We start from the raw sequence: 14,014 nt of genomic DNA, 5'->3' as shown, positions 1-14,014 counted from the left end.
CCTCCGACAACGTGGTCAAACTCACCCGCTCCGGCACGGACATGGCCCGTCCGCCGACGCTCGGGGCATGCGCGATGATGAGCGGATGACCTCCCTGGCCGTCATACGGGACATGACACTCGCCGACGTCGACCGCGTCTCCGAGATCCGCGTCCGTGGCTGGCAGAGCGCCTACCGGGGGCTGCTGCCGCAGTCGTATCTGGACGCGCTGAGCGTTGCCGAGGACGCCGGGCGTCGCCGGGCCGGCTTCTCGGGGAGCGCCGGCGGCGCGGTGAACCTGGTCGCGGAACGGGGCGGGGAGGTGGTCGGCTGGGCCGCCCACGGCGCCTACCGGGACGGCGAAGTCCACATCTGCGACGCCGAGTTGTACGCGCTTTACGTCGACGTCGGGCACCTCGGGACGGGCGTCGGGCGGGCGCTCCTGGCGGAGTCGGTCCGGCAGGCCGGTGCCCTCGGGCGCTCCCGTATGTATCTGTGGGTGCTCAGGGACAACCTCCCGGCCCGTCGCTTCTACGAGCGGGCCGGGTTCCACGCGGACGGTGCCGAGGTGCCGTGCGAGGTGGCGGGCGCTCTGGTGACCGAGGTGCGGTACCTCGGGCGGGTTCCCGGCTGACGCCCGCCGGTTCGGTGGGCGTCAGCGCCGCTGGCGGGGGATTCGGGCCAGCGCGTGGACGGCCGCCTCCGCGAGGACCGGGTGGGCCAGGGCGTCGCTCAGGACCGGGCGGGCGCGGCCGTCGCCCAGGGTGCCGAGTCCCTCCACGCAGGCGAGGGCCACCCGCCGGTGGGGGTCGTGCGGGCGCAGCCGCCGCCGGAGCGTGGTGATCAGCGCGGGCACGGACTCGGGCGCCCGCAGCTCCACCAGGAGCCGCACGGGGTGCAGGGCGTAGGCCACGCGCAGTTCGTTGGTGGCCAGGGCCGCCGCGGCGCGGGCCGTGCGCGGGTCGCCGAGGCGGGCCAGCGCGTGGGCGGCGGAGGCGCAGCGCGGCGGGTCCCGGTGGTTGAGCAGGAGCACGAGCGCCTCGAAGGCGCGCCGGTCCCCGGCGAGCCCCAGCCGGAACGCGGCGAGTTCTCGGGCCCACAACGGCTGCCCCGGCTCGGTGAGCACGCCCGCCAGTTCGTCGTGATCGACCTCGGCCGTGAGCCGCTCGTACAGCGCCGTGCCGCCCGACTCCCGCCGTAAACGCTCCGTGACCGCCCGCAACTCTTCGTCCATGGTGGCGAGCCTAGAACCTGTCCGGCCCGGCAGGGAGTTGCATCACAGCCACGGGGGCTGGCGGGCCCGTTACTCACCGGTTAAGCTCGGACCAGCGATTCACCCATTCGCCACACTCCTCGCGCCGGCCTGGTGACGCAGTCGCCGCGAGAGAAGTCGGTTCGGTACCTCGTACCGCTGTACGGCCCGGCCACGGGACAGAGGCCGGTCGGATCTCCCGTTCGTCTCCGGGCGTGTGCACGCCCCGGACGTACGGCACCGGGCGTGTGCGCTTGCAGCCCGGCACCACCCGCACTGTCTCTCTCCGCACCCGTGGCCCCTCCGGGCACCCGGGCGCGTCCCAGTCGTCACCTCATTCCTGGAGTCCCGCGATGGTCGCTCCCCTGTCCGACACCCCTCTGTCCCCGCTCCGGACGATCGCCGTCATCGGCCTCGGCACCATGGGCACCGGCATCACCGAGGTCCTGGCCCAGGCCGGCCGCGAGGTGATCGGCGTCGACATCAGCGAGGAGCGCACCGCGCGGTCCCTCGCCGCGCTGGAGGCCTCCACCGCCCGCGCCGTGCAGCACGGTCGGTGCACCGACCAGGAGCGCACGGCCGTCCTGGCCCGTGTCCGCTTCTCCACCGACCTGCGCGCGGCGGCCGACGCCGACCTGGTCATCGAGGTCGCGCCGGAGTCGTACGAGATCAAGCAGCAGATCTTCCGTGAGCTGGACGGGATCGTGCGTCCCGAGACGGTCCTGGCGACCGGCACCAACGCGCTGTCCGTGACCCGGCTCGCCGCCGACTCGGCGCATCCGGAGCGGGTGCTCGGCCTGCACTTCTTCAACCCGGCGCCGGCGATGAAGCTGGTCGAGGTCGTCTCCTCGGTGCTGACCGCGCCCGCCGCCGTCACCGCCGTCACCAACCTCGCCCTCGACCTCGGCAAGGAGCCCGTCGCGGTGGGCGACCGGCCCGGGTTCGTCGCCGACGGCCTGCTGTTCGGCTACCTCAACCAGGCCGCCGCGATGTACGAGGCCCGGTACGCCTCCCGCGAGGACATCGACGCGGCGATGCGGCTGGGCTGCGGTCTGCCGATGGGGCCCCTCGCCCTGCTCGACCTGGTCGGCGTCGACACCGCCCGGACGGTCCTGGAGGCCATGTACGCCGAGTCCCAGGACCGGCTGCACGCCCCCGCGCCGATCCTCAAGCAGCTCAGCGAGGCGGGCCTGACCGGCCGCAAGTCGGGCCGCGGCTTCTACACGTACGAGGCCCCCGGCAGCGCGACGGTCGTCCCGGACGCGCTCACGCCCCTGTCGGGCGGGATCACGAGCCCCGGCCGCCCGGTGCGCAGCGTCGGCGTCGCGGGCTCCGGCACCATGGCCTCCGGCATCGCCGAGGTCTTCGCCAAGGGCGGCTACGACGTCGTCCTCGCCGCCCGCAGCGAGGAGAAGGCGCAGGCGGCCAAGGCCCGGATCGGCAAGTCGCTCGCCCGGTCGGTCGACAAGGGGCGGCTGACGGCCGAGGCCGCCGCGCAGATCCTGGACCGGATCACCGCCGCCGGCACCTACGACGCGTTCGCCGACGTCGATCTGGCCGTCGAGGCGGTCGCCGAGGACCTCGCGGTCAAGCAGCAGTTGTTCGCGACGCTGGACAAGGTCTGCAAGCCCGGCGCGGTCCTCGCCACGACGACCTCCTCGCTGCCGGTCGTCGCCTGCGCCCGCGCCACCTCGCGCCCGCAGGACGTGATCGGCATGCACTTCTTCAACCCGGCGCCCGCCATGAAGCTGGTCGAGGTCGTCCGTACGGTGCTGACGGCCGAGGACGTCCACGCGACGGCTCGCGAGGTGTGCGGACGGATCAAGAAGCACGCCGTCGACTGTGCGGACCGGGCGGGCTTCATCGTGAACGCGCTGCTCTTCCCGTACCTCAACAACGCGATCAAGATGGTGCAGGAGCACTACGCGTCCCTCGACGACATCGACGCCGCGATGAGGCTGGGCGGCGGCTACCCGATGGGCCCCTTCGAGCTGCTGGACGTCGTCGGGCTCGATGTCTCCCTCGCGATCGAGAAGGTCCTGCACCGCGAGTTCCGCGACCCGGGGCTCGCGCCGGCCCCGCTCCTGGAGCACCTGGTGGCCGCGGGCTGCCTCGGCCGCAAGACCGGGCGCGGCTTCCGCGAACATGCCCGCCGCTGAGCGCGCCGGCGGCCGGCTCCCGGCGGGCGAGGACTGGGGCGGGCTGCTCGACCCCACGGGCGGGCCCCCGCCGGTCGAGGGCGGGGGTGATCCAGGACAGGCACACCGAGCTGCGCACATGCAGTACGTTCGGGTCATGTCCCAGCCCGCCAGGTCCTCACGTACACCCGCCACGTCCGACGCGCCGGAAAGTGCCGCGGGCAGCCGCGCCGCCGCCCAACGGCTCAAGATGCGCCGCGAACTGGCGGCGGCGGCCATGGAGCTGTTCGCGACCAAGGGGTACGAGGCGACCACCGTCGACGAGATCGCGGCCGCCGCCGGGGTCGCCCGCCGCACCTTCTTCCGCCACTTCCGTTCCAAGGAAGAGGCGATCTTCCCCGACCACGACGACACCCTGATCCGGGCCGAGGCGGTGCTCAACGCGGCCCCGGCGCACGAGCACCCGCTCGACACGGTGTGCCGCGGCATCAAGGAAGTCATGAAGATGTACGCGGCCCGGCCGGAGATCTCGGTCGCCCGCTACAAGCTGACCCGCGAGGTGCCCACCCTGCGCGAGGCGGAGATCGCGTCGGTGGCCCGCTACGAGCGCCTCTTCACCCGCTACCTGCTCGGCCACTTCGACGAGCACGCGCACGACGACGACGCCAACGACGACCCGCTGCTCGCCGAGGTCGCCGCGTCCGCCGTGGTCACCGCCCACAACCACGTCCTGCGGCGCTGGCTGCGGGCGGGCGGCCAGGGCGACGTCGAGACCCAGCTCGACCACGCCTTCGCCATCGTCCGCAAGACGTTCGGGACGGGCATCGGCGCCGGCCGCAGCAGCGCCGGCGCCCCCGCGCAGGCCCCGGCGACGCTCTCCGCGCACGGCGAGGTGCTGGTCACGGTCGCCCGCACCGACGCCCCGCTGGACGAGGTCATGCGGGCCATCGAGCAGGCGCTCAAGGAGCGCTGAGGCGACCCTCCACCGCGCGACGACATCCTGACGGCCACCCCCACCGGGTGGCCGTTTTCGCATGTCAGGGCCACCTTTTCGCACGGACATCTCGTAGCTTTACGCGGCTTTTTCGCGGCTTTCAGACCCCGTTCGATCGATCATCGCTCATTTGTTACGTAAAGATTTCACCTGAGAGCAATTTGTGGCACTCGGTGCCTTGCGATGTGACACGCAGTGTCATACGTTGAAGGTGTCCGGGCGGCCGGCGTGCAGAGACCTTTCGTACGTCGGCTGTCCCCGCAAGCACATGGCCTGCGCGCCCGGACGCCTGCGTCACAGGCAACCTCCCGCGCCACAAAGCGCTGCCGAACAGCACCACCGCCGAACCGACGGCACGTCCACCCAGCACTCAGCAGCACCGTCTTGACCCTCAGCGCCCCGCCCTCAGGGCGCTCACCGCCGGAGGCAACACCGTGACCATTCAGGCAATCCTGGACGCGATCCAGTCGCCGGACTCGACGCCGGACGACTTCGCCGCTCTGCCGCTTCCCGAGTCCTACCGCGCGATCACCGTGCACAAGGACGAGACGGACATGTTCGCGGGCCTCGACACCTGCGACAAGGACCCCCGCAAGTCGATCCACCTGGACGACGTCCCGGTGCCCGAACTCGGCCCGGGCGAGGCCCTGGTGGCCGTCATGGCCTCCTCGGTCAACTACAACTCCGTGTGGACGTCGATCTTCGAGCCGATGGCGACCTTCGGCTTCCTGGAGCGCTACGGCAGGCTCAGCGAGCTGACGAAGCGGCACGACCTGCCGTACCACGTCATCGGCTCCGACCTCGCGGGCGTCGTCCTGCGCACCGGCCCGGGCGTGAACGCCTGGAAGCCGGGCGACGAGGTCGTCGCGCACTGCCTGTCCGTCGAGTTGGAGTCCTCCGACGGCCACAACGACACGATGCTCGACCCCGAGCAGCGCATCTGGGGCTTCGAGACGAACTTCGGCGGCCTCGCCGAGATCGCGCTCGTCAAGTCCAACCAGCTCATGCCGAAGCCGGATCACCTGTCGTGGGAGGAGGCGGCGGCCCCCGGGCTCGTCAACTCCACCGCCTACCGGCAGTTGGTGTCCCGCAACGGCGCCGGCATGAAGCAGGGCGACAACGTCCTGATCTGGGGCGCGAGCGGCGGACTCGGCTCCTACGCCACGCAGTTCGCGCTGGCCGGCGGCGCCAACCCCATCTGTGTGGTGAGCAGCCCGCAGAAGGCGGACATCTGCCGGGCCATGGGCGCCGAGGCGATCATCGACCGCACCGCCGAGGACTACCGGTTCTGGCAGGACGAGCACCACCAGGACCCCCGGGAGTGGAAGCGCTTCGGCAAGCGCATCCGCGACCTCACCGGCGGCGAGGACGTCGACATCGTCTTCGAGCACCCCGGCCGCGAGACCTTCGGCGCGAGCGTCTACGTCACCCGCAAGGGCGGCACGATCGTCACCTGCGCCTCGACCTCCGGCTTCACCCACGAGTACGACAACCGCTACCTGTGGATGTCCCTGAAGCGGATCATCGGCTCGCACTTCGCCAACTACCGCGAGGCCTGGGAGGCCAACCGGCTGGTCGCGAAGGGCAAGATCCACCCGACGCTGTCGAAGGTCTACTCCCTGGAGGAGACCGGCCAGGCCGCCTACGACGTGCACCGCAACCTGCACCAGGGCAAGGTCGGCGTCCTCGCGCTGGCCCCCCAGGAGGGTCTCGGTGTGCGCGACGAGGAAAAGCGCGCCCGGCACATCGACGCCATCAACCGCTTCCGCAACATCTGAGACACCCGAGGTCATCGATGACTGAGCGTCAGCCCTCCGAAGGCAAGCGGGAGAAGGACCGGCCGTGGCTCATGCGCACGTACGCCGGTCACTCCACGGCCGAGGCGTCCAACGAGCTGTACCGGCGCAACCTCGCCAAGGGCCAGACAGGTCTGTCGGTCGCGTTCGACCTGCCGACCCAGACCGGCTACGACTCCGACCACATCCTCGCCCGCGGCGAGGTCGGCCGGGTCGGCGTGCCGGTGGCCCACGTCGGTGACATGCGCCGGCTGTTCCAGGACATCCCCCTGGAGCAGATGAACACCTCGATGACGATCAACGCCACCGCCATGTGGCTGCTGGCGCTCTACCAGGTCGTCGCGGAGGAGCAGGGCGCGGACATCACCCGGCTCCAGGGCACGACCCAGAACGACATCGTCAAGGAGTACCTGTCCCGGGGCACGCACGTGTTCCCGCCGGGGCCCTCGCTCCGGCTGACGACGGACATGATCGCGTACACGGTCTCGCACCTCCCCAAGTGGAACCCGATCAACATCTGCAGCTACCACTTGCAGGAGGCGGGCGCCACGCCGGTCCAGGAGATCGCGTACGCCATGTCGACGGCGATCGCCGTGCTGGACGCCGTCCGGGACTCCGGGCAGGTGCCGGCCGAGAAGTTCGGCGACGTCGTCGCCCGGATCTCGTTCTTCGTGAACGCGGGCGTCCGCTTCGTCGAGGAGATGTGCAAGATGCGCGCCTTCGGCCGCATCTGGGACCGCGTCACCCGCGAGCGCTACGGCATCGAGGACCCCAAGCAGCGCCGCTTCCGCTACGGCGTCCAGGTCAACTCCCTGGGCCTGACCGAGGCGCAGCCGGAGAACAACGTCCAGCGGATCGTGCTGGAGATGCTCGCGGTGACGCTGTCGAAGGACGCACGCGCGCGTGCCGTGCAGCTCCCCGCCTGGAACGAGGCCCTCGGTCTGCCCCGCCCCTGGGACCAGCAGTGGTCGCTGCGCATCCAGCAGGTCCTGGCGCATGAGAGCGACCTGCTGGAGTACGAGGACATCTTCGAGGGCTCGCACGTCATCGAGGCGAAGGTGGCGGCCCTGGTCGAGGAGTCCCTCGCGGAGATCGAGCGGATCCAGGAGATGGGCGGCGCGATGGCCGCCGTAGAGTCGGGCTACCTGAAGTCGCAGCTCGTCTCGTCGCACGCCGAGCGCCGGGCCCGTATCGAATCCGGTCAGGACAAGATCATCGGCGTCAACATCTTCGAGACGACCGAGCCCAACCCCCTGACCGACGATCTCGACACGGCGATCCACACGGTCGATCCGGCGGTCGAGGCCCGGGTCATCGCCTCCCTCCAGAACTGGCGCGACACCCGCTACCAGCCGCCCTTCAACCACCCGCGGCCCTGCAAGGCGCTGGAGAAACTGAAGGAGGCCGCCAAGGGCACCGCCAACCTCATGGAGGCCACCCTCGAGTGCGCCCGCGCCGGGGTCACGACCGGCGAGTGGTCCGGCGCGCTGCGCGAGGTGTTCGGCGAGTTCCGGGCGCCGACCGGGGTCTCGTCGGCGCCGGTGGCGGTGCCCGCGGAGGAGGGGTCGGCCATGGCCGACGTCCGCCGAATGGTCGAGGTGACGGCGCGCGAGATGGGCGTCGGCAAGCTGCGCTTCCTGGTCGGCAAGCCGGGTCTGGACGGGCACTCCAACGGCGCCGAGCAGATCGCGGTACGCGCGCGTGACGCCGGGTTCGAGGTGGTCTACCAGGGCATCCGGCTGACGCCCGAGCAGATCGTGGACGCCGCGCTGGAGGAGGACGTGCACGCGGTGGGACTGTCGATCCTGTCCGGTTCGCACGCCCAACTGGTGCCGGACGTGCTGGATCGGCTGCGTGTGGCCGGGGCCACAGATATACCGGTGATCGCCGGTGGCATCATCCCCCAAGGTGACGCGGAGCAGCTCAGGGCCGCCGGCGTCGCCGCCGTGTTCACCCCGAAGGACTTCGACATCACCGGAATCATCGGCCGCATCGTCGACGAGATCCGGAAAGCGAACAAGCTCGACCCCCTGGAGGTCCCCGCATGACCACGCCAGTCAACCGACTGCGTCCGCGCCGCTCGTGTCTCGCGGTGCCGGGCAGCAACCCCCGTTTCCTGGAGAAGGCGCAGGGTCTCCCCGCCGACCAGGTCTTCCTGGACCTGGAGGACGCGTGCGCGCCGCTCGCCAAGCCGGAGGCGCGGCACACCATCGTCAAGTTCCTCAACGAGGGTGACTGGACGGGCAAGACGAGGGTCGTGCGCGTCAACGACTGGACGACCGAGTGGACGTACCGGGACGTCGTGACGGTGGTCGAGGGGGCCGGCCCCAACCTCGACTGCATCATGCTGCCGAAGGTGCAGAACGCCCAGCAGGTCGTCGCCCTTGACCTGCTGCTGACCCAGATCGAGAAGACGATGGGCTTCGAGGTCGGCAAGATCGGCATCGAGGCGCAGATCGAGAACGCGCAGGGTCTCAACAACGTCAACGAGATCGCGACGGCCTCCCAGCGCGTCGAGACGATCATCTTCGGCCCGGCCGACTTCATGGCGTCGATCAACATGAAGTCGCTGGTCGTGGGCGAGCAGCCGCCCGGCTACCCGGCGGACGCCTACCACTACATCCTGATGAAGATCCTGATGGCCGCCCGCGCCAACGACCTCCAGGCGATCGACGGCCCCTACCTCCAGATCCGCAACGTCGACGGCTACCGCGAGGTCGCCGGACGGGCCGCCGCGCTCGGCTTCGACGGCAAGTGGGTGCTGCACCCGGGCCAGGTCGAGGCGGCCAACGAGATCTTCTCGCCCTCCCAGGAGGACTTCGACCACGCCGAACTGATCCTGGACGCGTACGACTACTGCACGTCCGAGGCGGGCGGCAAGAAGGGCTCGGCGATGCTCGGCGACGAGATGATCGACGAGGCGAGCCGCAAGATGGCGCTGGTCATCTCCGGCAAGGGCCGCGCCGCCGGCATGAAGCGCACCAGCGTGTTCGAGATCCCGGAGGCGTGACGCGATGCAGTTCGGGCGCACCTACGAGGAGTTCGAGGTCGGGGCGGTCTACAAGCACTGGCCCGGCAAGACGGTCACGGAGTACGACGACCACCTCTTCTGCCTCCTCACGATGAACCACCACCCGCTCCACATGGACGCCAACTACGCGGAGCACACGACCGACTTCGGCAAGAACGTCGTCGTGGGGAACTACATCTACTCCCTCCTGCTCGGCATGTCCGTGCCGGACGTCTCCGGCAAGGCGATCGCCAACCTGGAGATCGAGTCGCTCAAGCACGTCGCGCCGACCTTCCACGGCGACACGCTGTACGGGCAGACGACGGTGCTCGACAAGTGGCCGTCGAAGTCGAAGGACGACCGCGGGATCGTGTACGTCGAGACCAAGGGCTACAAGCAGGACGGCACGCTCGTGTGCGTGTTCCGCCGCAAGGTGCTGGTGCCGACCGAGACGTACATCAAGGAGCGCGGCGGCGAACAGCCGGGCCGCCCCCAGCTCAAGGAGCAGGAGAAGTAGCCATGGCGCGACTCGCCCAGACCGCCGGTCTGACCGACGTCCAGCAGGAGATCCTCGCCACCGTCCGCGACTTCGTGGACAAGGAGATCATCCCGGTCGCGACCGAACTGGAGCACCGCGACGAGTACCCGCAGCAGATCGTCGACGGCCTCAAGGAGTTGGGCCTGTTCGGCCTGATGATCCCGGAGGAGTACGGGGGTCTGGGCGAGTCCCTCCTCACCTACGCGCTGTGCGTCGAGGAGATCGCCCGCGGCTGGATGTCGGTGTCCGGCATCATCAACACGCACTTCATCGTGGCGTACATGCTCAAGCAGCACGGCACGCAGGAGCAGAAGGACCACTTCCTGCCGCGGATGGCGCTCGGCGACGTCCGGGGCGCGTTCTCGATGTCGGAGCCGGGGCTCGGCTCGGACGTGTCGGCGATCACGTCGAAGGCGGTGAAGGACGGCGAGGAGTACGTCCTGAACGGCCAGAAGATGTGGCTGACGAACGGCGGAACGTCGTCCCTGGTGGCCGTTCTCGTACGAAGTGACGAAGGACACCCGCAGGGCACGGCCCCCCACAAGTCGATGACGACCTTCCTGATCGAGAAGGAGCCGGGCTTCGGTGAGGTCCGGCCGGGCCTCACGATCCCCGGCAAGATCGAGAAGATGGGCTACAAGGGTGTCGACACCACCGAGATGATCATGGATGGCCTGCGGCTTCCCGCGGACCGCGTGCTCGGCGGGGTCACCGGCCGGGGTTTTTACCAAATGATGGACGGCGTGGAAGTGGGCCGGGTCAACGTCGCCGCGCGTGGTTGCGGCGTCGCGCACCGTGCTTTCGAGCTCGGTGTCCGGTACGCCCAGCAGCGTCACACCTTCGGCAAGGCGATCGCCCAGCACCAGGCGATCCAGTTCAAGCTGGCCGAGATGGCTACCAAGGTCGAGGCCGCCCATGCGATGATGGTGAACGCTGCACGCAAAAAGGACTCCGGAGAACGAAACGACCTCGAGGCAGGGATGGCGAAGTACCTCGCCTCCGAGTACTGCAAGGAGGTCGTGGAGGACGCCTTCCGGATCCACGGCGGATACGGCTTCTCCAAGGAGTACGAGATCGAGCGCCTCTACCGAGAGGCCCCGATGTTGCTGATCGGTGAAGGCACCGCCGAAATCCAGAAAATGATCATTGGGCGCAGGCTGCTCGAGGAGTATCGGTTCCAAGGCTGAATGTCCAGGTTGGGGGTGTTTTCTTCGAGAAGAAGATCACACCCCGTCAACTTCCGTCAGCCGTCGACTCGGCTTCCTGGCTTACCCAGTTGTGGCCCCGAACCGCTACCATCGCGGAAAGCCGCCGTCCCCCGTCGAAGCGCGGCATCGTCCGCTACGAAGGTCATCCATGCCCCACAGCCAAACCTCTGCACACCGAGACAGCCTGGTAGGCGCACGCCTCGCGCGCGGAGCATCGCCGTGGCTTCTGCCGACCGTCGCCACCGCAGCCGTCAGCCTGCTGCGCGCCCGCCGCTCGGGCGCCGCCAAGGCCGTCGCCGTGCCCGCCACCGCTCTCGCGGCGGGCATGCTGTGGTTCTTCCGCGACCCCGAGCGCGAGATCGCCTCGGGCCGGGTCATCTCCCCCGCCGACGGTGTGGTGCAGAGCATCATGCCGTGGCAGGACGGGCGGACCCGGGTCGCGATCTTCATGAGCCCGCTCAACGTCCACGTCAACCGCGCGCCGCTGGCCGGCACCGTGACGTCGGTCGAGCACATCCCCGGCGGGTTCGTGCCGGCGTTCAACAAGGAGAGCGAGAACAACGAGCGCGTCGTCTGGCACTTCGACACCGAGCTCGGTGACATCGAGATGATCCAGATCGCCGGTGCCGTCGCCCGCCGCATCGTCCCCTACATCCCCGAGGGCACGAAGGTCGAGCAGGGCGAGCGCGTCGGCCTGATCCGCTTCGGCTCCCGCGTCGACCTCTACCTCCCCGAGGGTGTGGACGTCGCGGTCGAGGTGGGGCAGAAGACAGTGGCGGGGGTGACTCGCATTGACCGTGATTGACCCTGAGACCCAGGCGGGCTGGGTGCCCGAGGCCGACGAGGTGGACGAAGAAGAGGAGATGCCCCTCTCTCTCCGCCTGTCGATAGCGGACACCCTCACCCTCGGCAACGCCACGTGCGGCTTCATGGCGGTGTACTTCACCACCACCGGGATCCTGATCCCGCACCTCACCGGCAGCCAGGAATCCGGCATGGCCCGCCACAGCGCGGCCACGGCGGTCATCCTGATGCTCTGCGCGGCGGTCTTCGACCTCTTCGACGGCCTGGTCGCCCGCAAGCTGCGCTCCTCCCCGATGGGCGCGGAGCTGGACAACCTGTCGGACCTGATCAGCTTCGGTCTGGCCCCGGCGTACTTCGTCCTGGTCTACGGCATGGTCGCCGACGACGCACACCAGCGGGTGGCGGCGGTCGGCGCGATCGTCGTCCTGCTCGCGGTGGTGCTGAGGCTCGCGAGATTCTCGTGCGTCACCGTCAAGGACGGCACCTTCCAGGGCATGCCGTCACCGTTCGGCGCGCTGACGGTCGTCTCGATCGTGCTCCTCGAGCTGCCGTTCGCGGCGACGCTGATGGCCATCCTGGGCACCGCCTGGCTGATGGTGAGCCGGGTCGAGTACCCGAAGCCGCGGGGCCGCCTCGCCGGCGCGATGCTCGCCTGGATCGTGCTGTCGATGGGCATGCTGGCGGCCTGGGCGTTCGACGCGCCGAGCGGTCAGCTCCTGCTCCAGACCGGCTGCGCGCTGCAACTGGTCATGGGCGCGGTGATCCCGCTGTTCGCCACGGCCCGCCGGGTGAACAACTTCCGCGACAACCGCCGTGAGGCACGGGCAGCCCAGCTCCCCTGACCCTCACGTCACCGCTAAAAAACGGGTGTGGCCCGAGCCTTTCGAAGGCTCGGGCCACACCCGTTTGACGGGTCAACTACCTCTCCACTACGCCCATTTGCAGGAGACGGGGAAGAAGAGGACGGTGGAATCAGGGGGATTCACAGGGATTCGTCCCGTTCGATGGATGGGATGCGTCCCGTTCTATGGATCGGAGGGCGACCATGCCCGCACACACCCCCACGGACTACTCCGTCCCGCACATCTCGACGATCCCGGCGAACTCGGGCGCCAACGTGAACCTGTTCGTCCGGGAGTACGACGGCACCAAGCCGGGACACACGCCCCAACCGGTCCTGATGCTCCACGGCAGAAGCGTGCCGGCGGTCGCGGGCTTCGACCTCGTGCTCCCGCCGGGAGGCGGCGGCCCGGCGACCCGGTATAGCTGGGCGCAGGACCTGGCGGACGACGGCTACGACGTGTTCCTCATGGACCTCCAGGGCAGCGGCCGCTCGCCGCGGCCGCAGATGGACGCGCCGTGCAACGCCAACCCGGCGCAGCAGAACATCCTGATCCCGAACCCGCTCGCCGCCACGTGCGCGCCTCCCTACCCGCACCAACTGGGCAACTCCGAGAGCGAGTGGGCGGAGCTGAGCACCGTCGTCCAGTTCATCAGGGCGCTGCCCGGCAGGAACCATCCGATCGACTTCGTCGGCTGGTCCGCCGCCGCGTTCGTGATGGGCCCCTACACGCTCCAGCACCCCGGCGACGTCCGGAACCTGCTCCTGCTCGCCCCGATCTTCCCGCCGCAGGGCCGCTGGTCCACGAACCCCGCGGATCCCTTCGGGCGGCCGCCGGATGCCTCGACGCTGCCCCTGTCCCTGCCTGCCGTCACGTTCGGCTACCCGATGTACGTCGGCAGCAAGACCGGCTTCAAGGCCGGCTGGGACAAGGAGCAGGCCAGCCCACTCCAGCGCGAGCCCGGCATCGAGGACAAGGTGTGGGCCGCCTGCATGGAGAACGACCCCGTCGGCAGCCAGTGGGGCCCGGCGCTGCCGACAGGCGGCTTCGAGGGGATCCTGCGGTACCGGAACACCTACTGGTGGGGCTGGAACGACCGGACCGTCCCGCACGAGGACCCGGTCGGCACCCATGTACTCGGTGACCGGGTGCCGGTGCTCATCCTCTACGGCGAGCAGGACACCTCGGCCAACACCTCGGCGACGCTCCCTCCGGTCCTGCACTTCTCCACCACGGACCTCTACGAGGCCGTCCAGGGACCGCGCAAGCTGATGTTCGAGCTGGCCGGTGCGGGACACTCCGTGCCCTGGGAGCGCAACTCCAAGGTCGTGCAGCGCTTCGCGAGGAGCTGGCTCGACAAGGGCAAGATCGAGGGCCTGTCGAGCGGCAGCTACTACCGCGACGACGACGGCGCCCTGTTCCCCATCTAGGGCCTCGTATCGGGACTCGTACA

The 14,014-nt window shown here is 69.6% G+C and carries 12 protein-coding genes; 11 read left to right on the top strand and 1 reads right to left on the bottom strand.

Annotated elements, in window-relative coordinates; all coding sequences use genetic code 11:
• Nucleotides 1-67: 67 nt before the first annotated feature.
• The gene (locus BMZ82_RS04950; protein ID WP_256251767.1) at nucleotides 68-613 is read left to right on the top strand and encodes a GNAT family N-acetyltransferase; all 546 of its coding nucleotides are present in this window, start codon (nucleotides 68-70) and stop codon (nucleotides 611-613) included.
• A gap of 21 nt (nucleotides 614-634) precedes the next feature.
• Here BMZ82_RS04950 and BMZ82_RS04945 read toward each other — a convergent pair whose 3' ends face one another.
• Nucleotides 635-1,213: an adenylosuccinate lyase gene (locus BMZ82_RS04945; RefSeq protein WP_093772072.1), complete on the bottom strand. Its 579-nt coding sequence runs from the start codon at nucleotides 1,211-1,213 to the stop codon at nucleotides 635-637.
• A gap of 371 nt (nucleotides 1,214-1,584) precedes the next feature.
• Between BMZ82_RS04945 and BMZ82_RS04940 the strand changes: the two genes are divergently transcribed.
• The 10 genes from BMZ82_RS04940 to BMZ82_RS04895 all read left to right on the top strand — a co-directional run bounded on the left by BMZ82_RS04940 (nucleotide 1,585) and on the right by BMZ82_RS04895 (nucleotide 13,991).
• A complete protein-coding gene (locus BMZ82_RS04940) occupies nucleotides 1,585-3,390 on the top strand; it encodes a 3-hydroxyacyl-CoA dehydrogenase family protein (RefSeq protein ID WP_093772070.1) in 1,806 nt (601 codons plus the stop codon).
• A gap of 136 nt (nucleotides 3,391-3,526) precedes the next feature.
• Nucleotides 3,527-4,342, top strand: a complete 816-nt coding sequence (locus BMZ82_RS04935) for a TetR family transcriptional regulator (protein WP_218159013.1) — start codon at nucleotides 3,527-3,529, stop codon at nucleotides 4,340-4,342.
• A gap of 461 nt (nucleotides 4,343-4,803) precedes the next feature.
• On the top strand, nucleotides 4,804-6,141 hold the full coding sequence (gene ccrA, locus BMZ82_RS04930) for a crotonyl-CoA carboxylase/reductase (RefSeq protein WP_177244407.1): 1,338 nt from the start codon (nucleotides 4,804-4,806) through the stop codon (nucleotides 6,139-6,141).
• 17 nt (nucleotides 6,142-6,158) lie between these two features.
• Complete coding sequence (locus tag BMZ82_RS04925) at nucleotides 6,159-8,207, top strand: protein meaA (RefSeq protein ID WP_093772066.1); 2,049 nt, start codon at nucleotides 6,159-6,161, stop codon at nucleotides 8,205-8,207.
• Nucleotides 8,204-9,169, top strand: coding sequence for an HpcH/HpaI aldolase/citrate lyase family protein (locus tag BMZ82_RS04920; RefSeq protein WP_093772064.1), 966 nt, complete (start codon nucleotides 8,204-8,206; stop codon nucleotides 9,167-9,169). Before BMZ82_RS04925 ends, BMZ82_RS04920 begins: the two co-directional genes overlap by 4 nt.
• Before the next feature lie 4 nt (nucleotides 9,170-9,173).
• Nucleotides 9,174-9,686, top strand: coding sequence for a MaoC family dehydratase (locus tag BMZ82_RS04915; protein WP_093772062.1), 513 nt, complete (start codon nucleotides 9,174-9,176; stop codon nucleotides 9,684-9,686).
• A gap of 2 nt (nucleotides 9,687-9,688) precedes the next feature.
• The gene (locus BMZ82_RS04910) at nucleotides 9,689-10,894 is read left to right on the top strand and encodes an acyl-CoA dehydrogenase family protein (RefSeq protein ID WP_093772060.1); all 1,206 of its coding nucleotides are present in this window, start codon (nucleotides 9,689-9,691) and stop codon (nucleotides 10,892-10,894) included.
• 169 nt (nucleotides 10,895-11,063) lie between these two features.
• Complete coding sequence (locus BMZ82_RS04905; RefSeq protein ID WP_093772058.1) at nucleotides 11,064-11,720, top strand: phosphatidylserine decarboxylase; 657 nt, start codon at nucleotides 11,064-11,066, stop codon at nucleotides 11,718-11,720.
• Nucleotides 11,721-11,742: 22 nt separating this feature from the next.
• Nucleotides 11,743-12,561, top strand: a complete 819-nt coding sequence (pssA, locus tag BMZ82_RS04900) for a CDP-diacylglycerol--serine O-phosphatidyltransferase (protein WP_093772056.1) — start codon at nucleotides 11,743-11,745, stop codon at nucleotides 12,559-12,561.
• 203 nt (nucleotides 12,562-12,764) lie between these two features.
• Nucleotides 12,765-13,991: an alpha/beta hydrolase gene (locus BMZ82_RS04895; protein WP_093772054.1), complete on the top strand. Its 1,227-nt coding sequence runs from the start codon at nucleotides 12,765-12,767 to the stop codon at nucleotides 13,989-13,991.
• Nucleotides 13,992-14,014: the final 23 nt, after the last annotated feature.

The organism is Streptomyces sp. yr375 (genome assembly GCF_900110755.1).
In the GTDB taxonomy this organism is placed as follows: Bacteria; Actinomycetota; Actinomycetes; order Streptomycetales; family Streptomycetaceae; genus Streptomyces.
Note: the sequence above shows the minus strand (reverse complement) of the source record. Positions and strands in the feature narration are given on the sequence as shown.

Excerpts from the sequence above, each read along its gene's own strand:
- BMZ82_RS04950 (WP_256251767.1), top strand. The coding sequence starts at position 68 with ATGCGCGATGATGAGCGGATGACCTCCCTGGCCGTCATACGGGACATG.
- BMZ82_RS04945 (WP_093772072.1), bottom strand. The coding sequence starts at position 1,213 with ATGGACGAAGAGTTGCGGGCGGTCACGGAGCGTTTACGGCGGGAGTCG.
- BMZ82_RS04940 (WP_093772070.1), top strand. The coding sequence starts at position 1,585 with ATGGTCGCTCCCCTGTCCGACACCCCTCTGTCCCCGCTCCGGACGATC.
- BMZ82_RS04935 (WP_218159013.1), top strand. The coding sequence starts at position 3,527 with ATGTCCCAGCCCGCCAGGTCCTCACGTACACCCGCCACGTCCGACGCG.
- BMZ82_RS04925 (WP_093772066.1), top strand. The coding sequence starts at position 6,159 with ATGACTGAGCGTCAGCCCTCCGAAGGCAAGCGGGAGAAGGACCGGCCG.
- BMZ82_RS04920 (WP_093772064.1), top strand. The coding sequence starts at position 8,204 with ATGACCACGCCAGTCAACCGACTGCGTCCGCGCCGCTCGTGTCTCGCG.
- BMZ82_RS04915 (WP_093772062.1), top strand. The coding sequence starts at position 9,174 with ATGCAGTTCGGGCGCACCTACGAGGAGTTCGAGGTCGGGGCGGTCTAC.
- BMZ82_RS04910 (WP_093772060.1), top strand. The coding sequence starts at position 9,689 with ATGGCGCGACTCGCCCAGACCGCCGGTCTGACCGACGTCCAGCAGGAG.
- BMZ82_RS04905 (WP_093772058.1), top strand. The coding sequence starts at position 11,064 with ATGCCCCACAGCCAAACCTCTGCACACCGAGACAGCCTGGTAGGCGCA.
- BMZ82_RS04895 (WP_093772054.1), top strand. The coding sequence starts at position 12,765 with ATGCCCGCACACACCCCCACGGACTACTCCGTCCCGCACATCTCGACG.